The organism is Dyadobacter sp. AC419 (genome assembly GCF_979253085.1).
Map to the genome: position 1 here is coordinate 135,126 of NZ_CEEDCD010000003.1, position 20,047 is coordinate 155,172.

A 20,047-nucleotide genomic window follows, 5' to 3' on the forward strand; every position below is an offset into this window, starting at 1 on the left:
AACAGCAGTAAGCGCTGAGATTAGCACAACAAGCATCTTGATGTCTTATAGCTTCTTCATCCACACTGGCATTCGAAGATCGACATAATTACCGTTAGTTCATTCCCTCACTACCCATCAAAATTTTCCCCTATATTTACCCCCGCAAACTCTTAGTAGAATACGTATGATTAATTTAAGGAAAGCCAGGCCTAAACGGCCTTGGAGAGGCATACGGGTGCAAGTCCCGAGACCTGGCCGAAGTATTCTTCGTTAGAGTTTGCGGTGACCTCTCCTTTTTTTCACTTTTCAAAACCATTGCCAAATGCAAACTCTAGATGGTTCAGGAGCTGGCGCGAATGCAAATTCAGTCAACCCCGCGGTCAATGCACGTCACGCATCAAATGTCGGCGATCCGCTGACGCAATCACAAGCCGAATTTTGGTATCTCGTAGAATGTCAGGGCTGCAAGGAGCTGGCGAATTCGCTCAAAATGATCCACGATCTGGCGCTTTATCATTCGGATATTCCGTTCGATACGGCTGAAAAATCGGCGCTTTTTGATGTGAAGGTTCTTTGGGAAGGTTTTGAGAAGATGGAGGCGAAAGCCTAGGAATGGGGAGGGACTGTTGGCGACAGTCCTTTTTTGTATTTACCCCTTCACCGCATGATAGTAATGGTTCCCACCCTCATCCTCAAACTCCTCAGTGACCGAAAGTCCCGATGCAGCCAACAACGCTCTGTACTTCTCCGCTCCGAGCGATATGGAATCTATTCCTGTAATGGCATCTTCCATCTCATTTTCTGGGCGGGTGCCGTAAACAAAAGCTTTCCGCCAGTCGACAGCGCATTGGCCATTTTTTGAATCACAACTTCCTGTGTTTCTTCCGGCAGAAGAAACATAAGGCCCCAGGCAATGATGGCATCGAATTGCCGGTTGAAAAATGAGGAATCCTCCACGGCTTCACAGGCAACGGGTACATTTGGGAAGTTCTGCTTGAAGATTTGGACCATTGAAAGTGAGGCGTCAACTCCATAAATGCTCAAACCTTCCTCCGTCAATGTCTTTGAAATGGGCAGGCCTGTTCCGCAGCCTATATCCAGCACCGTTGCATTTGGAGGCAGTGCCCTGCCCAATGCCGAACCGATGCCACGCCAACGCCATTAATGCCCGCCGAGCGATAGCGAATGAATGTCGCTGCATTGTCCTCGTATCCGTTTGATTTGTCCATTTACATTCTGCGATTAAACTCCTGAGATTTCCTTTCCTGTGCATTCCAGAGACCAAAACTGATCTCAATCTCTTCCCTTGTTTTCTCTGATGCAAGAAAATAGCGGTGATTAATTCCTAGTTTCAATCAGATCCCACAAATTACCATAAAGGTCAGCGAAAACTGCCACCGTACCATAAGGCTCTTCCGACGGCTCGCGGACAATTAGAACACCATTTGAAATCAAATTCTGGTAATCACGCCAAAAGTCATCGGTGTTCAGGAAAAGAAAGACTCGTCCGCCAGTTTGATCACCTATATAAGCCCGCTGCTCTTCCGTAGCAGCCTTTGCAAGTAGCAGACAGCATTCGGCGGCACCATTTGGCGCAATACGCACCCACCGTTTGGTTTCGCTCAACGGTGTATCTTCGAGCAATACAAACCCAAGCTTTTGCACATAAAAGGAAATCGCATCGTCATAATCCTCGACCAACAGGCTAATCAGGGAAATGTGCTTTTTCATTGTATCGGACATTTTAGGTGACGTTAACTTAAATAACAAAATGCTCTGATAGGTGAAATTTATATTTTTGAGCTTATTTTCTATTAAAGTCCAACATTTCACTTCTATATGTTCTTTTCCAAAGTTGCTGCCGCCTGTCTGTTCTGTTTGCTCGTTTCACCCACATTTGCGCAGCCCGCTATCAAAAGTATTACTGCAAAAGAGGCTGTTGCTGAGGCCGAAAAGGTGATTTCAGATTATCAAAAGAAGATTTTTCCAACCAGCAAAGCAAATTGGGAAAATGGGAAGATTCAGATTGGTAGCGACAGTCTGCTGTTTACGGTTAAGGTTTTTGGCGAAAAACCACGTGATGGACGCAGCATGTTTATTTCGATGCACGGTGGTGGCAGTGGGCCTGCAACGATGAACGATCAGCAGTACAAAAATCAACAAAGGCTATATAAACCTGCTGAGGGCGTCTATTTCGTGCCGCGCTCGCCATCGAACACGTGGAATATGTGGCATCAGGAGCCGGTAGATGGTTTGCTTGAAAGAGCCATTTTGGACGCGGTAATGATGGAAGATGTAAACCCTAACAAGATTTACATCATGGGATATTCCGCAGGTGGTGACGGCGTTTACCAGCTCGCCCCGCGTATGGCCGATCATTGGGCAGCAGCAGCGATGATGGCCGGGCACCCTGGCGACGCGGCGATTCTGAACCTCCGGAACCTGCCGTTTTTCATTGCTGTGGGCGAAAAAGATGCAGCATATAATAGAAATGCATTGCTAACCGAATGGTCAAATAGGCTCGACTCGCTGCAATCAACCGATAAGGCCGGTTTCGTTCACGATGCACATTTAATGGCCGGGATGCCACATTGGATGAAACAACAGGATACGATCAGCGTCGCCTGGATGGCCAAATTCAAACGCAATCCATATCCTCAAAAGGTAAACTGGACCCAGGACGATGTGGTGCGGAAGCATTTTTACTGGCTATCCGTTCCGCAACGTTCGGCAGTGAAAGGCCACACGGTTTTTGCATCTTACCCAAGGTCAGGAAATCGACATTCAGAGAAATGATAACGACACATTGTACATTCAACTGAATGATAAAATGATGAACCTTAATAAGCCCATTACGATCAAGCAAAACGGCAAAGTTCTGTTCAAAGGAAAAGTGGTCCGCAGTAAGGCGCTCATTCAACAATCATATGCGGATCGCAGGGATGCTGATTATATTTTCAGCAGTCGCGTTGTGTTGTTGAATGGTAAGGTGACGATGTGATTAATGTTGTTTCATCGTGACCTGAGGAAAAGACCAGAGCTATCTTACCATCACAACCCTTTGGCTTGCCGTGCTGCCGGATTGGTCAGTGATTGAAAGGACATACGACCCAGCCGGGAATTTGTTGACCAGAATGGTTTTCACTGGTTTTTCGCCTGATTGATAAACCACTTTTCCATGAAGGTCAAAAATTTTGACCATGGAAACAGTTCCCCAATTAGCGACATTCAAATGAATGACGTCGGACGATGGGTTCGGATAAACAAGGGCGTTGCCCAGACCTTCGGAATGCACACTGGCGATGCGGCTATAAGCAAAAGTCTCATCAAGGTCGACCATTTTCAGCCGGTAATACACGGTTTGCGATACCGGGAAAAGTTCATTGTCAATGTAGCTGTAACGTTGCGTTTGAAACCCAGCCGCGCTTCCTTTGATCCGGCCGATCGCAGAGAAATGCTCCGCATCCGTACTCCTCTGAATCTCAAAATAGTCATTGTCTTTTTCCATGCTGGTTTCCCAGGACAAGTGCCGCACGCTGCCTTCGGACGTCGCCTTGAATGACACCAGCGTAACGGGCAGCGCGCTTTCGATCGATTTCCCACCAGCCACATTGGTCTGGTTGTCAATGATGATAATGCTCGTTGTTGAATTGAAAACATTCATAGCAATGGGATTACTCGATCCGTTGACACCGAATGTATGTCCTGTGGTGGCACCTTGCGAGACAGTCGCAAACAGCCCGTAATAATAGGTCGAGTTACTTTGCAGCGTTTGTGGTGCAAGAAAAGAGAATGAAAGTGTTTCTCCGTGACCTGTTGCCCCAACTACATTTGAAAACATCTCGATTCCGCGATTCATATCCGTGCTCCTGCTTCGGGCCAATTGGAAACTGGATATATCCGAACCGGAATAGCTACCCGCTGTGCGGATATTAATCGTATTGAGCCCTACGTCGCCAATGCCCACCTGAACTTTCACAATATAAACAAGAACGTCCCTCTGGCCCTTTTGCACAATTGATGCTTGCATAGGTTCGGTGGTATAGGTCACAGTGAAGCCAACGATCGTCTGCAATGCCGCATTGTCTGTTTGCTTGTCCGCTATCTCAGGCTTGGGAGTATTTGAAAGATAAGAGATGTTCAGATCGTTATCAGCCCCATTGATGCCGAATGTGCGGCCGGGTGTCGCCTGCGGAGATACATTCGCAACAACAAGGAAAAACACGGTCGTATTTGGCGGAATCATTTCCGAGCTGGGGAATGAAACCAGCTCCCCGTTCCCTGTTACAGGCGAGCCTGTTGTAGCCGATACAAGCGAACCTGGAGACAAGGTGGCAGTAGTGCTCCTAAATAGTCTGAAAGCCGATATGTCCGAATCGGTATACGTCCCTGTTGCACGCACAGTCAGATTGTTGAAATATACGGCCGGACCATCGCCTGTTGATATCTGCAGCACATATAGCACATGATGTATGGCTTCACGTAATGCCTGTCCGCCACTTACCGGAATGAAGTGTACACCACCAGAGGGCCGGAAACGGTTTGTAACTCAGAAATATTTTCCTGGTTATCTGTAATACCGGGCGCGTCAGCATAAGTAATGTTGAGGGCATTGCCCGAACCGTTGATGCCGAATGTACGACCAATGGTCGCCTGCACATTGACGTTTGCTGATATCAGCAAATAAACGGTGCTGTTGGCTTCGATGGTTTCCGAAAATGAAAAAGTAAGTGTCTCTCCACTTCCCTCCACGGAAGGATCTGACGCCACCAATCCTCTTCCAGTCATACTGGGAACACTATGCTTCCAGATGGTAAAAGAGCCGATATCCTCGCTGGTATATGTTCCGTTGGTTTGAATAGACAGCCCGTTCATCGCCACCGTTCCTGCCCCGGTTTCCACTTTGAGAATGTAGAACAGGTTATCTGAAGTTTTTTGCGGTACATTCCCAGCAGGCAGTGCCACGGTCGAGTACGTAACGGTGGGACCTACAATGGTCCTTTCGCCCGCAGCATTCGTCTGGTTGTTTGTGGCAAAAGGCGTAAGGCCGCTGTAAAAAAAGGTGAGCGCATCAGCTGAACCATCAATATACAGGGTTTTGCCTTTGGTTGCGTCTATAGCCACGTCCAAGGTGATCATGTAATACACGGTGGTGTTAGCGGTGATGTTAGACGAGCCGCCCTCGAAAAAGAATGAGAGCGTTTCTCCGCTGCCTTGAACCGGCTCGGCCAAGCTTTCCCTCGTGGCCCCAGTCATGGTGGGTGTCGTATTTCTCCAAACTTCAAATCTGTAAAAATCCGAGCCGGCATAGTTACCGGCGGTTTTCAGACTCATCTGTGAAATGGAAGTAAAAGGTATGCTGCCGGTCTCTGCTTTAAGGATATACACTACATTATCCGATGATCCTACACCAATTCCGGCGGCATCAAGTGGTACGGTAGAATATGTAATGGAAGGCCCGGAAATCGTTCGCAGGCCCGCGACGTTCGTCTGGTTGTTAATAATCGTGGCATTGTTGATATAAGTAATGTTGAGCCCATTGTCGTTGCCATTGATACCAAATGTGTGTGAAATGTAGGCGCGCCGATCAATTTCGGCTGTAATCAGGTAGTATCGGGTCTCATTTTCGGCAATGCTTTCCAAAGCCACTCCGAAGTTCAGCGTTTCCCCGGCATTCGCGCCACCCTATCGTCGTACCCGATATAGGTGGCACCCGACATATCCGGACTTGAATTCCGGTAAATGCTGAATTGTTTGATATCACCGGTCGTATAATCTCCGGTCGTCCCGAATGGAAACATTGTTGAAAGATGCAGTACCAATGCCGCTGCCAGTTACTTTGAGCACATACATCAGGTGTTCGGACGGACCTCTTGACAGCATGGCCGCCACGGCAGACGCTTCGGTACTGTTAGGTTTACAGTCGGCGCGACAATCGTTTGCAGGCCAGCCTTGTCACTTTGGTTGTTGACCAGCGTAGGAGCTGGATTTGGACGAATGTCGCTGAAATCGAGTAATTCGTTATTAATTCCGCTGATGGCTATCGTCCTTCCTCGTCGATTTGCGGCATCCAGTGTTGTTGTTGCCTGAATAAAAAAATAGGTTGTCGAGTTGGCCGGAAGATCGATCGACGAGAATCCAGGTCTGTTCCACTGACCCATGACACAACCACTCCTAACATCGCCATCCAGCCGTCTGATATTTCGTCCTGATGATCACGGTCGCATTTCGTTCAACAGAGGCATCGCTTCCTCTTCAGCAGGATAAATTGACTGACATCGGAGCCGGTAAAGGTTCCGGAGGTTCGATGACAGCCATGCTCCTGGTTTGACCACGTCCGGCTCGGAAGGCGACGGAGACTGTACAACCACTGTCAGAATGTGTATCAGGCTGGTAGTCGTCTGAAGGACCCCTCCTGCAGGCACGGCCTCCGTTGAGTAAGTGACAGTAACTGCGCAGAAACTTCGTGGCAAATTGGCTGAACAGCGTAAAAATGAGGAACCAAACAGTAACAAAAAGGCTGTTCGGACAGCTGCGAATTCGTAAAGGATCGTCTCATAATTGCATCCGGCTTGATGATGGCAGTGTTTGTATAAAATACAAAAGAAAGCGCACCCCGTCATCCGAAGTACAATAAGCAAATTATTGCTATACAAGCAATTACAAAACCGGGGTTAAGCCACCCCTTCCGGAAACTACCGCTTTTGCGGCGTTTTGCCGACAGCCCGTTTTTGTTTTAACACAATCATCCTATCTTCGCAATAAGTCTATATGATCAATAGACTACTAAAACTGGAACATTCAGTAAATGACCGTGGACTCTTAAATCGCCATTATTCCTCATTCTGATTAGGATCCTCAGTAAGCAGCTATGGGACAGTCCGCAGCCAACAATCTAAGCTCAGTTCCCGAAGACCTAACATCATCGTTACTCTCGCACCGACGATATGGGTTACGAGGGATGAAGCTGGCGCTTACGGGGGTAAGTTTGTGCCAACACCCGATGGACTCGACAAGCTGGCAGCCAGCGGTTTGAAACTCGCGCGATGTTACAGCGGCGCGCCGGATTTACGTTTCTCCTGATTCAGAGCCAGCGGCCATCCTGACTGGCATGTATCCGGGCAAAGTGAAACTGTACAACATTTTTACACAACAAAAAACATAACCGCGAAGCAGAACAGGTTGATTTTCTGACACCAGATGCGCCTTCCATCATCGCCCGATTTTTCAAGAATTCGGGTTATGCGACCGGGCATTTCGGCAAGTGGCATTTAACGGGCGGAGGAAGGGATGTGATCAATGCGCCCGAAATTTGAACAATATGGTTACAGACGAGCACGCGAGTGCCTGCTGAAAGTGCCGAGCCCGACCCGGCGTTGACGGCTACCGACTGGATTTGGTCGGACAAGGATAGTATCAAACGATGGGACCGACGGACGCAATACTTTGTCGATAAAACGCTGGATTTTATGAAGCGACACAAAGATCAGCCTTGCTTCGTTCATCAATCTGTGGCCCGACGATGCGCAGTACGCACCTGGCGTGCCGGGAGAGGATGGAGGTGAAAAGGGTAAACGCGAACAGGAAGCGGCATTTTAAAGCGGTTTGATGAAAAAGTATGATAACCAAATAGGTCGGCTAAGTTGGACGGTTTGAAAAAGTTGGAAATGGCAGAAAATACGATCGTGATTTTTACCAGTGACAATGGCGCCGTGCCTGACGTCAGGCGGAAGTCAGAAGCGGCGGCTTGCGAGGCTCTAAACTCTCGCTTTACGAAGGTGGTATCCGGATGCCTTTTCTGGTAAGCTGGCCTGCGGCGATGTTCCGCAAGGAAAAACCGACGAAAAATCGGAAATCCACGCGATGGACTTGCTGCCAACACTGGCCAAATTAGCAGGAGTGAGCCTGCCTGCAAATTATAAAAGCGACGGGATCGATCGCTCTGCCGTACTGTTGGGTAAATCTTCGCTGCGCAAAAAGGACATGTTCTGGGAGTACGGAAGAAATGACATTGCCTATGCTTATCCCAAAGCAGCCGAATCGAAGCCCGCGCCTCGCGGTGCGCTCAGGGGAATGGAAGCTACTGATGGACGCCACCAGCAGCAATGTGGAACTTTACCATATCACCAAAGACACCGCAGAGACAACGAATTTAGCTGAGTCTGAGCCAAAAATTAAAAAGCAGCTCAGCGAGAAAGTGCTCACCTGGTGGCAATCACTTCCCAAATTCAACGCGAATTAAGGGAAAAAAACTTGTGCCACCGCAGCGCGGAGGGAGACGGGTCTCGAACTTTGCCTTTAATCAGCTCGTAATCAAGGTTTTGTCTCCTTTATTTGATGTGAACTAGAAAGACTCACTATTTTTTACACATAGTACAACAGTATATTTGTTATGTATAATTCTTTTAGCAAATTAAGAAAATAGTTAAGGGTGGATTTTCGCTTGTTTTGGCTGAGTTTTGGGTGGTTTTTGTTGTTCAAAGTTTGGAAAATGCCTGTTGTTTTTGGCGGTGGTAACTGCGATTTTGCTGGGGTAAAAATACTAGATTTAATAATTCTTAAACAAATTTGAAACGCTTTTTAGCAGTAAAGATTTGGTTCTCAGTGACCACTCCGTGACACAATTAATACAATACGTACTTCCACATATGGCCTCGATGCCCACCAATGATTCCGCTTTTTCCCGAGAAATCCATGTCGAGAGAAAAGACAAAGTCGCCCAAGTCTCTAAGTTTTTGCCATGTTAGCCCTCCATCTCTGGTTTCGACGATCACTTCATCACCGAAAACATTTTCCCTCGTTGAGCCAATTCCATACTTTGTATCGAAAAAATGAATATTTAACAAATCCATATCACTTACCTTGGTCCAGGAACTTCCGAAATTGTTGGATAGATACAATCGTCTGTTCAAAATAGCAAAAATTGACGTCCCTATCGTTTTTTGAACTTTCCAGATCTGCTCGTCATAATATTTGTAAGTGAATATATCATTCTTGCCAGTAACCATTACGTAACGGTCCCCTGAAAGCCCACTTCTACCATAAGCAATTAAGTCCTTGCCACTGATAAAGAATCTACTGAATTGTTTCGCATTGCTGAGATCCCTGTCAGGGAACGCATATATCAGGTCAAAATTTTTATTGTTTTTTGTTCGCCAAATTGACCCTTTGTTAGATAACAGATATCCTTCATTTTCATCTAAAAAAAAGATATCCGTTATATATTGATCGTAGAGGCCGGGAACAGTTAACTTCATATACGAAGCGCCAGAATCATTGGTATAAATCAACTCGCCACCAGGAGCTCCATTAAAAAGATTATCGGTAAAAAGCGAAATCCAACCCTGATCTTTGTTTAGAAAAAACATATTAGGAATGTTTCCTTCATGTTTTTTAATCTCCTGCCAGTTATAACCTCCATCGACAGATTTAAAAACTTGGGACCCATTGGTGCTGATATAGATTTTTTCATTGACACTTTGAATACGGCTATAATCTATGCCGTCGCCGACTAGCCGGGTCTATGGGTATTAACCCAACAATATCATAATAAATGGAATCTAATGGCGGAAGATCATTTGGGAACGTAGGATAATCGTCAGCATGAAGTGTTATTAGGACTTTCTCAGTGTGTACTTCGGGTAAAATTGCAGTTATGTCGGCCTCATTTTTTCAGCAAAATCTTAAAATCATTTGAGCCTCCAATATAGGGTCCTATCATTGACAGAAAGGCGTAGTGCCTTGCTAGTACTTGGTCCGTTGATGACAATTGTGTCGCCAATTCTCGCGGTCTTTGGGCTTATTAATAAATCCTTGTTTTCCACCGGAGATGTTTCTCGATGTTTACAACTGTAGCCGCAAAAGAGAATGAGAGCAATCAGTCTCCAAACATATCTAGTCAAATTCATGTTAATTACAAATCAGCTCCCGCTGGAACTAGGCCTTACGGATGTAGGTATCTTGATAAATTTATTAAAGGTAGCCAATACTTGACTCCAACCCCTCAGCTAGGTACAAGGTTTGTAAAAGAGGTTTATTTTTACGATATATTGGGGCTAAAAGTGCCTTATGTATTGAATCATTGAAAAACGTTCATGCAAATTTTTACAACCAACCAAGCCAGCCTATCTCCCTACTAAACGAAGTTCCTTTCAAACTGGAAAAGGAGATTCAAAGCCTTTTCGAGAAGAATCTTGAAGTTCTCACTTCATTAAAATTGATCAGGTCAGAATTCATAATCAAGCAATTTCGTATTGATACACTTAGCATTTGATCCTGAGAGCAAGTCGTTTGTAATTATTGAATACAAGCGCAGCCAAAATTACAGCGTTGTGGATCAAGGTGTTTTCGTATCTCAATCTCATGCTGGATTATCGAGCCGACTCATCATGGAATACGATAGAAGCGTATAGCGAAAGCCTTAAAACGATATGGATTGGTCGCAGAGCCGGATCATATTTGTTTCTCCCTCATTTACCGACTTTCAGAAACAATCAACTAATTTCAAGGATTTAGGTATTGAACTTTGGGAAATCAAGCAGTTTGAGAACGACCTGCTTACCATTGACCAAATCAAAAAATCCCGGTCTGCCCCGAGCATTAAGCAAATGCAAAAGGGTGATGATTCCGAAATCTCTAAGTTGGCGAAAGAAATCAAAGTCTATTCAGAAAAAGAAGATCATTTGCTAGGTAAGAGCGACAGAGACAGTCGAACTGTATGAGACGTTTCGAAATGCGATTCTTAATCTCGGAGCGGATATTGAAATCAAGCCACAAAAGATGGTGATCGGATTTACCGTCAAAGGAAAGGTTTTTGCTGACGTGCTCGTCTTAAAAACAAGTCTCAAATTGTGGATTAATCTGAAAATAGGAAAATTGGATGATCCAAAACAGCTGTCAAGGGATGTTTCGAATGTCGGAACCTGGGGTAATGGAGATTACGAAATTAGAGTCAATGACACCGCCAATCTTGAATATATTATGAGTTTGATAAAGCAGGCATTTCTTTCTTTGTGAGGTACAACAATTTCACTTCACAATTTTTCTACCGCAACCGGCTGATTTACGGGTTTTACTTACAGCCGGTGTGATGCTCGCGGGTTTTTTATCGAGGCATCTGTTCGGGCATTATGCATTTATTAAACTTTATGTAGGTGACACGTTGTGGGCGATGATGGTGTTTTTTTGGGTTTGCTTTTCTTTTTCATAGGTGGTCAAGACATGGAAACGTTTAGCTGCATTACTATTTCAATATGTATTGAGTTTAGTCAACTTTACCATGCACAGTGGATCGATGCTATCCGAAATACGCCTCTGGGAGGATTGATACTTCGGGTTTACATCGTCCGGAGCGATTTGCTTTGTTATAGCGTCGGTGTCGGGCTTGGGGTAATGGTGGAAATTTTTTTGATTGGAACCATTAAGGACTCGGCTAAATTCAGCGCCAGGCTGTATCAGAAGTAAACGATTTTAATTCGGTGTTTGGGGCATTCCCTTGCTAGAAGAACCTCTGATTTGACAATTTCTTGTTCTATTTCTGCAAAGCTTTCAACATCAGTCTCCAAAATACCCTGTGCTACATTGTCCGCACGACGGCGGGGCGCATGACGAGACAATGTAGCACAGGTCTTAGGGCTCTTATGCCCTCGTATTAGCCAATTACGACAACCGCAGAAATCATCCTGCTTTCCTGATAATACTACGACGCGAAGTAGGAAAAAGTTGGATGGACCTGGCGGTGATTTTAGCTGTCCAATCCCAGAGATTTGAAGTTGTTGTGCGTCTTATTGCTTGTTCCCCTCGTCGCCAGCCTGCGTATGCAATTTTCCACTGCCCGTTGTGTTTTTCTAGAAAACGGGTTTCACGGCTGACCCAGGCATATCCAGTAACGGCTCTCCTGTATCTGTGCCATACTGGTGGAAACTCATCCCCGGCGGCATCCTTAAAGATTCTGACATTGATGTTTTCCCGCCGTACATTCTGTGGGTTGGGCTTAGGAAAGTCCTTCATGTACCCTTTGGTTCTACTCTCTTTCGTCCCATCCTTTAACTACGGTAACCCCGCCATCTTTCCACCAGCCCATTGTACGGATATAAGGTGCATGTACCCAGCAAGATGCCCATTTGTCATATTCCTTATCCCAGAAGGCTTTGGACTCTTTGTCGATCAGCTGTCAAACTTTGTGTCTGCTCTTTGGCGTCATCAATTGCGGGGGGTGGCGTTCTCCTTGCTGATAGCAGCCACGTAAAGACTGGCTATAAAGAGTAGAATGATAACGAATTGGATGCTTGTAATTTTCTTCATAATAATAGATGGATTTAAAAAGTGTTTTATTTTTTATTGCTCTGATAGCCTGATGGACATACTACTTAGACTATATACTGCCGCGTCGGCGACAGCATTAAATTGGGTTTCGAAAAATTCTTTGACACGACCCGTTACAGTAGGAAAATCGGGGTGCAACTATATCATAAAATAATAACCTATCACTATATACGCAAGGAGGAAAAACCATTCTCCTGATCACTTTGCAAGTTTTCCTGTCTCTTATCCTGTTATATATTGCTTGGCCTGTTATTTAAGAACAAATTTAGGCTTGGCATGGCCGTGAAAGAGTAAACGTATGTTAACAATTGTAAAAGATTATAAAATTCGGAGAACATACGCTAAGCAGATTAGTGTCCAAGATTACCGCAGGCAAAACGAAGTTTGAACCCAGTAGGATGTTGGCGGCAATCGCGAACAATACTGTACTCCATCAGAATGGTGGATAAGCTTCTTCTCGATAGGGTCCATTATATCTTTGCTCCGTCAGAAAGCGTGAAATTTGACAGCAATCTTCCACATCTATCTTCTGTCCCTTTTTCGCGATCAAAACGCTTGGCGATATCGGTCAGCTTGCCTTCATTCGTTGGGATCAGTGCGTGTTGGCAGGTTTTGATTTTGAGTCATCCGCCAAATGCAATGCAAAGTCGAACTTACGGCATAGCCCTCAGATAACCGAAGACAGGAATCGTTGTACTTGAACGTATAACCCTTATCGTTTACTGTTAAAACATCTGCGAATTTGTCTTTAAAGTATAATGTTGAGAATTCAGACATATTATACCCTTTATGGTATAAGTATACTGACAACTTCGATATCATACTGTATCAGGTACAATCATATATTGAAGCTACAATCCCATCTTAATATATAATTTAGTTATATATTTGTTTGTAACTATCTGGATGAAATGCAAAAACTTTGAGCTGCCGCGAGCCTCTTACTTATTTTTATTTTTGGACATAATACTGTTGCTCAGCGACCTATGGTGAAAGGAACGTGGGTTACACCTGAACAAGATCTAATAGAAATTAGGAATTTTGGACCGGACTCGGTTAACGTAATGACCAATCAGTTAATGCAAGAGGATAATTTTCACCTATTCATTTTCGGGGACACACTGAGCTTTCAACAGATCTATACAAGCTCGCGAACGCAATTTAAGATTGAATATGTAGACCGGTATGACCTTTAAGATCGTTAGCAGCGATAAATCAAACCTGGTCGTTAAGCCGGTATCTAAATTGTCAAAAGCCTATTTCCAGAACCGTCCTTTGTTGAAACTCAGACGAAAGGAACAGGTTATCGATACGACATTCGTCTTTGAAAAATTGGTTTATCACGCCACACAAGCCTGGTTTAGCCCAACTGTTTCTTTGCTGCTTGATAGTCACAAAAATCTTTACCTGGAAATCGACAATGGCTTCTACGGCCATAATAGGGATTTGGAAACAGGTCAATATAGGGCTGTGCTGGATGACAGCACTTATAAACAGTTTGTTACCATACTACAAAACAGCAGCATAAGAAGTCTAAAATTCGGAACCGTAGAAGTGCAAGGACTCACCTGAAATTACGCTCATGGTCTATTTCAATGGTAAGCGTAGATATCTCCAAATCCACATCTACGCCAAGAGTTGTCAATGACCTTTTATCTTTCATCACCTGGCGGTTGCAAACTTATCCTGGTTTGAAGCCGACAGAAAAAGGGTTTGAATTTGAAAGGTAGAAAGATATTAGCCTGAATGTGGATGGCTGCTCAGGCTGGATAATATTCCGATAAATTATTACTTTCATGGGAAATTGTAACCGACCTCTTACATGTTGAAACTTTACGCATTCCTAAGCTTAATTATTTTATTAGCCTTCTCAAACGTTTCTGCCCAATCCCCCAACATTCTCATCAATAACGATAACTTTTCATGGTCGGGTTGCCTGGGAAGTACTTATCGGTTGCCGATAATAACTACCGGCACTTTTGGCGCCGGAAATAAATTTTCTGTTCAGGTTCGCAAATCTTCTGCTCCGGCTGTGGTCAAAGAAATTGCAGCGGTGCTGAATGATGGCTTTTTGGAATTTGTATTTTCGGATTCACTGCTTTTCGCAAATACTGATTTACAACTGAAAGCAGTATCCTCAGCTCCCAAAGTGGAAAGCGCGTGGTCCAACAGGCTTGCCATTAATAGTAAAGGCACCATTACATTAAACAACGCGACCATTTCCGACACATTGAATAAGTTTGACCAGGTCAACATCAAATTTACCGGTTACGGTGCTGGTCAGATTAATGTAACGCTGGATGATAGCAGCCACTTTTCCATTTATCCGAATGGGCTGAACTTTGTATCAGAACAACCGCTTCGAGTTTCGAAAACTGAGCCTTACAAAATTGCGCATGCTGAAAACGTGTGCGGTGCCATGAGGGTAAGTGGAAGTTATCTGGCAAAGATCAACAGCACTTCGGTCAGGACGATTTCCTTTGCACCGCAATCGGTCTGTGAAAATGGGGAGGTGAATGTTACGATTTCAACTTCGGGAACTCCCCTAACCGCTCAGACAAAATATAAGCTACGATTTACGGAGGCTATTTTCAACGACAAACCCAAAGTAGCAGAAGTCGCAGCGACGCTCAGCAATAATGTACTTACCGCGAAAGTTCCGGCCCAATTCGGAGTTGAAACTTTGAATGAAGTTTACATTCAGGTTGTTACCGACAATCCAGCCACTGTAAGTTCGCGTACGAGTGAAAGGTTATTCATTTGGGCATCACCCTCGGCTTATTTCAATACGCAAAGCAGCACTATTAATTTTGGAGAGCCGGTGCAGCTGGATGTTCGGGTAAAAGGTATACCTCCATTTACGGCTGAACTAACCAATGGTGCCACAGTGAGCTCACCAAACTCCTCGCTTCAATTTTATTCGCTTCCGCTCAAAGACGAATCTTACACATTGAAATCAATGTCATCGGGCTGCGGGAAAACAGAAATAAAGGACATTCAGACCGTTGAGATTAAGGTCCGGCCCGGCATCCGGATCGATGAAGATAAGACACCTCAAATCTTATGCGCTGCCGCGAAAGGCAAGATCAAGTTTTCATCGAATGCATCGCTGACCGAGGCGACGCGATTTTCCATCAGAATGACGAATGGTGTAACGGGCGAAACTTCGATCCTGCCTGCGTCGCGATCGGGTGATTTTCTGGAAGTGACCCTGCCACAAAACCCGCGGGGATACAGAAGTTATACTTACCAGATTATCACTAATAATCCGGCTATGGAGTCTCAGCAATCGCATTTTATCACCGGCCAGACAATTCCTGATGCACAGTTTTCGGGATATAATTTTAAATATAATTATGACATTCCTTCCGACGCAAAAACTCAGTTATATTCTCACTGGCGGTGCTCCTTATTCGGTGGAATATGCGGATGGTTCGGTTGTGACATATCCCAATGACGGCGACATTATAACGCAGGAAATGTTTTTGAAAGAGACTACTGACTTTAAAATCAAGTCGATAAGCAATACTTGTTTCAAAAATGAGAATGTGAGATCGGCCCGTTTGACAGTTACGCCTTCACAAAATCCCGGCATTTACCTCGAACCTGTGAAAAGGGCGATTTGTAATAATGATAGTCTCGAAATTGTTTTTGGAACCGTAGGCACATTCAATTCGGGCAATAAGTTTACGATTCAGGGACACACTAATTACTCTGAACTTCAAAACATCATTACCGTAGACAATGCTGGAAAATTTAAAATAAAAATGACTACGCAATCCTTTTATGAAGCGAATGCAGGCATACGGATCGCTTCAACAAACCCTGTACTATTTACAGAAATACGTCCATTCAGCGTTCAGGAGAAGCCTACAAATTTTTCTGTTTACCCGCCGTCCAAACCAGAAGACCCATATAGGATCCTGGAAACGGATGTTCAGCCCCGTTTGACTTTCTCATCGACTTCTCCTTCTATCTCAAAAATTGTTTACACTGAAAACGGGGTGGAAAAAACTTTTAACAACCTTGATCCAACTCCTACTGCAGTATACATGCCTATTTCGCCAAAATTAGGCGAGCTTACGACTTACGAAATCAAATCAGCAACTAATGTATGCGGAACCGCGGATGTAAATTTAAAAACCTACGTTGCCAAAATGCCTTACCGGATATCCATTTCGATATTTAACAGCATGCTGACTTTCTGCGCAGGCGCGCCGATTCAAATGCCTTTTGGCATCCTGGAAGGTACCGCTTCCGATGCCACATTTTCACTACAAATGGGCAGTGAAGGTTCTTCGGACTATCAAACATTGGTCAGTGGAGTGAAAGACCGGATTTTGAAAGGTGTTATCCCGGCAGCAACGCCGGCAGGCCCTTATTACGTCAGAATTATTTCTTCGGATGGAAGTGTTTCCGATTTGCTGCACATTACTATTACAACACCACCTACTGCAACCTTGCGGGCACAAGACCAAAGCGGGCCTATACTGGTCAATGCTGGCGAACCGGTGCGCCTGGAACTGATCCTGACCGGCACTTCGCCATGGGAAACTACTTGGACCGATGGCAGATTCAACCTTTTTTCGTCAGATAATCTGCAAATAGTGGATGTGCGCCCAAGCAGAAAGCAGGAGTTCGCAATCAGCTCAGTAAGTAATGAATGCGGATATGGTACTACATCGGGCTCCGTGGCCGTTTCGGTGAAGCCAAAACTTATCGTGTCTTCCTCATCGAGCAGTGTATGCGAAGGGACTAAGTTTAAGGTAAATTACGAACTGCTGGGCGAAGTGGACATGGCTGACGACTACATTCGTTTTCTGCTTGTTAACCAAAGTACCGGAGCCATACAGACGCTTGATTCTGCTAAATCAGTTTCAGGAACAATTAACCTGCAAATACCAAAAGTGCTGCCAGGAAGCTTTTATGAGCTGCGTGTTACCGCCAGGAAGTATTCTCTTTTCGAACCGGTACCTGTGTACGTAGCCATTCTTGCAGATCTTACGATAAAAGGAAGCACAACGATCAATAGCGGGGAAAGCGCACAGCTGGCACTGAAATCCAACAGGCAAAATTTTGAAAGCGTGCAATATACACTGTCTGACGGCACGACCGGTAACGCTGCGGGGGCACTTGGGGCGGTCACTTACGTACGGGTTTCGCCTAAGCAAACCACCACATACACGCTTACATCCGTGACAAATGCCTGTGGAGCAGGCCAGGTGAGGGGTTCGGCTGTCGTGGAAGTGAACCCAACCGCGGCCAGGACGGTGAGCGTGACCAACTGGTCATCCCTAACCAGTGCCGGATTTTGTACCGAGGATACGATCAGCGTTGAATATAAAACGACCGGAACATTTTCAGCCGACAACAAAATGACAGTCCAGATTTCGGATACAACAGGACGCAACTGGCGGAACATTGTGACCACGGGAGCGGGAAATCCTTTGAAAGCCACACTTCCTTTGGACTTGTTTCCAGACAAACAATACAGCTTACGCATTGTAGCGTCGGACGGCGGCACTGCCAGCGGCGCCTACGAATATCCACTTACGGCGGGCAAAAAGGCGAGAGCGAAATTCGCCACGGAATCCGTTATTTATGACGGCAAGACCAATCCACGTGTTAAGGTATTACTGGAAGGCGGTTCGCCCTGGACCTATCATTATGGAACTTCCGTTCATGATCTGTATCGTCAGACATCCAACCCTGTCGATGAGATTGAGCTATATAGCGCCTCTGCAAATCAGGTTTACATGTTGTTTCAAGTTCACAACAGTTGCGGTACGGGTATTATCGATAATCCGGCAACTGTCAGGATTGAAGTAATCACAGCCACAGAACCCCCTGCGAACTACCTAAAAGTCACCGTTTCACCGAATCCAACACAGGATTTCCTTCAACTTGCATTTGAGTCGGGTGAAGAAAAGAGCATTCAGCTAATCGATCTGAATGGCCGTATACTTCGCAGTTTCTCCACAAAGCAATTGACTGAAACCGTAGACATTCAAATGCTTTCTGTCGGGATCTATATTATAAACATTGATTCAAAAGGTAAAAAAAGCACATTCAAGGTCGTAAAGAGATGAAGCTAGTTGGTACCAAACCTGAAATAACAATGATGAAACAACTCATCTTTACCGTAGTTGCTACCTTGTTTTTACCCAAGTAGGAATTGCCCAATCCACCGGAACCTTCACCGACTCGCGAGACGGTCAAACGTATCAAACGATCAGCTTTAAAGATTCGACAGGAAAGATTGTTACCTGGATGGCACAGAACCTGAACCATAAAGTTGACGGTAGCTATGCTTATGAAGACAATGAAAACAATAGAAAAGAGCTGGGCTTACTCTACACTTGGGAGGCAGCAAAAAAAGCCTGTCCCAGCGGTTGGCACTTGTCAACAGATAGCGAATGGGCAATGCTGGTAAACCATTTTGGCGGAAAGGACAATGCCGGTGAAGCGTTAAAAAGCACCAAAGGCTGGAATGAAGACGGTAATGGTACTAATACCAGTGGGTTCGACGCGCCTGCAGGAGGTCACCGCAAACCTGACGGTAGCTATTTTGCCCAAGGTGTTCTCGGTATCTTTTGGACGTCCACACTTGTTAATTCGGTTGATAAGGCCTGGGAATGGAACTTTCACTATGGTGGTCCTCCCAGTAGCAATAAACAAAACTTGAAAAAAGCGTTCCGTTTCGATGCCGAGGTTTCTGCGGGATTTTCAGTTCGTCTAGTTCGGGATTAAGTTATTTGCATATCTCTCATATTCCTACTCGGCATTGGAGTCTTTCGGATTTATTTTTCTAAACCTTTCAACATCATTCTGATATTCTCAATCACCACCGCTGCGTCGTCCCGATGCACAAAATGTCCACTGTTGCTTAAATAGATCAGTGCGCCACCTTTACTAGAAGAGTGAATAAAGCGCCGCCATCTTAGCATATTGGAGCTATTCTTTACTTCAAAGAACCGCTCATGATCATATTCCTTACTCCGGCGTTCCATTGGAACTTCCAGCTTTCCGCCGACGAAAAACAGGATGGGCACCTGAGGAATGGGTAAGCTACTAAGCTCAGCGAAGTCGGTTTTTCGGAGATCCGTTAAAACCTGTCCCTCACTCCATGCGGCGTAGTGTGATGAATCTACTTTCGAAGGAGTGTATAACCGCTTTATAAGCATTTCGTCAATCCGCTTTTCAGAAACGCCAATCGTCCTGAAAATCTGATTCCAGTCCGCTTTTGTTTCCGTAAAATCTGCCGGATCAACAAATACAAGCCCCTCCACATCATTTGGATAATATCCTGCAAAAGCCCTCACATATACACCACCCATGGAATGACCGACCAATATATACGGCGGTTCAACTTTCAGTTGTTGCAAAAGTGATTTGAGGTTCGCTGCTATCTTCTGAGAAGTAGGCATTTGAAAAACCTTGCCTGATTTCTCCACGCCCTGCCTGTCATAGAGAAAAACAGGAGCATTGATAGATAGCGAATCTGCTATGGTATTCCAATTTCCAAGCCCCATACCCATGCCATTTTCGAAAACCAAGACCGGCTGACCTGGCTTTCTTTGCTCCAAGCTTATCGTGAGAACGTGATAATTGATGCCGTTTACACTCACCATTTTTTCCTGAGAGAAAGCAGGGAGCGTGGATGCTAGTAGAGTTACAATGGTTAGGATTTTTATTGACATATGTTGAGTATTGAAGAATGACTAACATAACTAATATTTGG

Annotated in this window: 19 protein-coding genes; 12 read left to right on the forward strand and 7 right to left on the reverse strand. The window is 45.0% G+C overall.

Annotated elements, in window-relative coordinates; genetic code table 11:
- The first annotated feature begins 304 nt into the window (after positions 1–304).
- Positions 305–592 carry a hypothetical protein gene (locus AC0IYG_RS01020; RefSeq protein WP_471709171.1) on the forward strand — a complete coding sequence of 96 codons (288 nt, stop codon included), beginning with the start codon at positions 305–307 and terminating at the stop codon, positions 590–592.
- Positions 593–750: 158 nt separating this feature from the next.
- Here AC0IYG_RS01020 and AC0IYG_RS01025 read toward each other — a convergent pair whose 3' ends face one another.
- Positions 751–1,116, reverse strand: coding sequence for a class I SAM-dependent methyltransferase (locus tag AC0IYG_RS01025; protein ID WP_471709172.1), 366 nt, complete (start codon positions 1,114–1,116; stop codon positions 751–753).
- A gap of 204 nt (positions 1,117–1,320) precedes the next feature.
- On the reverse strand, positions 1,321–1,713 hold the full coding sequence (locus AC0IYG_RS01030; protein WP_471709173.1) for a VOC family protein: 393 nt from the start codon (positions 1,711–1,713) through the stop codon (positions 1,321–1,323).
- Between the two features lie 108 nt (positions 1,714–1,821).
- Here AC0IYG_RS01030 and AC0IYG_RS01035 point away from each other — a divergent pair, with 108 nt between their 5' ends.
- Complete coding sequence (locus tag AC0IYG_RS01035; protein WP_471709174.1) at positions 1,822–2,778, forward strand: hypothetical protein; 957 nt, start codon at positions 1,822–1,824, stop codon at positions 2,776–2,778.
- Entirely contained in the window at positions 2,735–2,983 is a 249-nt protein-coding gene (locus tag AC0IYG_RS01040; protein ID WP_471709175.1) for a hypothetical protein, read from the forward strand. The genes AC0IYG_RS01035 and AC0IYG_RS01040 overlap by 44 nt, the downstream gene beginning before the upstream one ends.
- A 39-nt stretch (positions 2,984–3,022) precedes the next feature.
- On the opposite strand, the gene AC0IYG_RS01045 is transcribed toward AC0IYG_RS01040, so the two are convergent.
- The 3 genes from AC0IYG_RS01045 to AC0IYG_RS01055 form a co-directional block, all read right to left on the reverse strand.
- Positions 3,023–4,438, reverse strand: coding sequence for a T9SS type A sorting domain-containing protein (locus AC0IYG_RS01045; protein WP_471709176.1), 1,416 nt, complete (start codon positions 4,436–4,438; stop codon positions 3,023–3,025).
- 44 nt (positions 4,439–4,482) lie between these two features.
- Complete coding sequence (locus AC0IYG_RS01050) at positions 4,483–5,625, reverse strand: hypothetical protein (RefSeq protein ID WP_471709177.1); 1,143 nt, start codon at positions 5,623–5,625, stop codon at positions 4,483–4,485.
- A gap of 117 nt (positions 5,626–5,742) precedes the next feature.
- Positions 5,743–5,874 carry a hypothetical protein gene (locus AC0IYG_RS01055; RefSeq protein ID WP_471709178.1) on the reverse strand — a complete coding sequence of 44 codons (132 nt, stop codon included), beginning with the start codon at positions 5,872–5,874 and terminating at the stop codon, positions 5,743–5,745.
- Positions 5,875–7,634: 1,760 nt separating this feature from the next.
- On the opposite strand from AC0IYG_RS01055, the gene AC0IYG_RS01060 reads away from it, so the two are divergent.
- Both AC0IYG_RS01060 and AC0IYG_RS01065 read left to right on the forward strand, forming a co-directional pair.
- A complete protein-coding gene (locus tag AC0IYG_RS01060) occupies positions 7,635–7,787 on the forward strand; it encodes a hypothetical protein (RefSeq protein ID WP_471709179.1) in 153 nt (50 codons plus the stop codon).
- A 58-nt stretch (positions 7,788–7,845) separates the two neighbouring features.
- Positions 7,846–8,142 (forward strand): hypothetical protein, encoded by a 297-nt coding sequence (locus tag AC0IYG_RS01065; protein WP_471709180.1) that lies wholly within the window; start codon positions 7,846–7,848, stop codon positions 8,140–8,142.
- A 464-nt stretch (positions 8,143–8,606) separates the two neighbouring features.
- Here AC0IYG_RS01065 and AC0IYG_RS01070 read toward each other — a convergent pair whose 3' ends face one another.
- A complete protein-coding gene (locus AC0IYG_RS01070; RefSeq protein WP_471709181.1) occupies positions 8,607–9,350 on the reverse strand; it encodes a beta propeller repeat protein in 744 nt (247 codons plus the stop codon).
- A gap of 1,062 nt (positions 9,351–10,412) precedes the next feature.
- On the opposite strand from AC0IYG_RS01070, the gene AC0IYG_RS01075 reads away from it, so the two are divergent.
- From AC0IYG_RS01075 to AC0IYG_RS01105, 7 genes are all read left to right on the forward strand, one after another.
- Positions 10,413–10,703 (forward strand): hypothetical protein, encoded by a 291-nt coding sequence (locus AC0IYG_RS01075; RefSeq protein WP_471709182.1) that lies wholly within the window; start codon positions 10,413–10,415, stop codon positions 10,701–10,703.
- Between the two features lie 37 nt (positions 10,704–10,740).
- Positions 10,741–10,998 (forward strand): DUF5655 domain-containing protein, encoded by a 258-nt coding sequence (locus AC0IYG_RS01080; RefSeq protein WP_471709313.1) that lies wholly within the window; start codon positions 10,741–10,743, stop codon positions 10,996–10,998.
- Positions 10,999–11,202: 204 nt separating this feature from the next.
- The gene (locus AC0IYG_RS01085) at positions 11,203–11,445 is read left to right on the forward strand and encodes a ribosomal maturation YjgA family protein (protein WP_471709314.1); all 243 of its coding nucleotides are present in this window, start codon (positions 11,203–11,205) and stop codon (positions 11,443–11,445) included.
- Positions 11,446–13,491: 2,046 nt separating this feature from the next.
- On the forward strand, positions 13,492–13,878 hold the full coding sequence (locus AC0IYG_RS01090) for a hypothetical protein (RefSeq protein ID WP_471709183.1): 387 nt from the start codon (positions 13,492–13,494) through the stop codon (positions 13,876–13,878).
- Between the two features lie 382 nt (positions 13,879–14,260).
- Positions 14,261–15,763 (forward strand): hypothetical protein, encoded by a 1,503-nt coding sequence (locus AC0IYG_RS01095; RefSeq protein ID WP_471709184.1) that lies wholly within the window; start codon positions 14,261–14,263, stop codon positions 15,761–15,763.
- Positions 15,663–18,395, forward strand: a complete 2,733-nt coding sequence (locus AC0IYG_RS01100; protein WP_471709185.1) for a T9SS type A sorting domain-containing protein — start codon at positions 15,663–15,665, stop codon at positions 18,393–18,395. The genes AC0IYG_RS01095 and AC0IYG_RS01100 overlap by 101 nt, the downstream gene beginning before the upstream one ends.
- An 85-nt stretch (positions 18,396–18,480) precedes the next feature.
- Complete coding sequence (locus tag AC0IYG_RS01105; RefSeq protein ID WP_471709315.1) at positions 18,481–19,056, forward strand: FISUMP domain-containing protein; 576 nt, start codon at positions 18,481–18,483, stop codon at positions 19,054–19,056.
- 50 nt (positions 19,057–19,106) lie between these two features.
- Here AC0IYG_RS01105 and AC0IYG_RS01110 read toward each other — a convergent pair whose 3' ends face one another.
- The gene (locus AC0IYG_RS01110; protein ID WP_471709186.1) at positions 19,107–20,006 is read right to left on the reverse strand and encodes an alpha/beta fold hydrolase; all 900 of its coding nucleotides are present in this window, start codon (positions 20,004–20,006) and stop codon (positions 19,107–19,109) included.
- Positions 20,007–20,047: the final 41 nt, after the last annotated feature.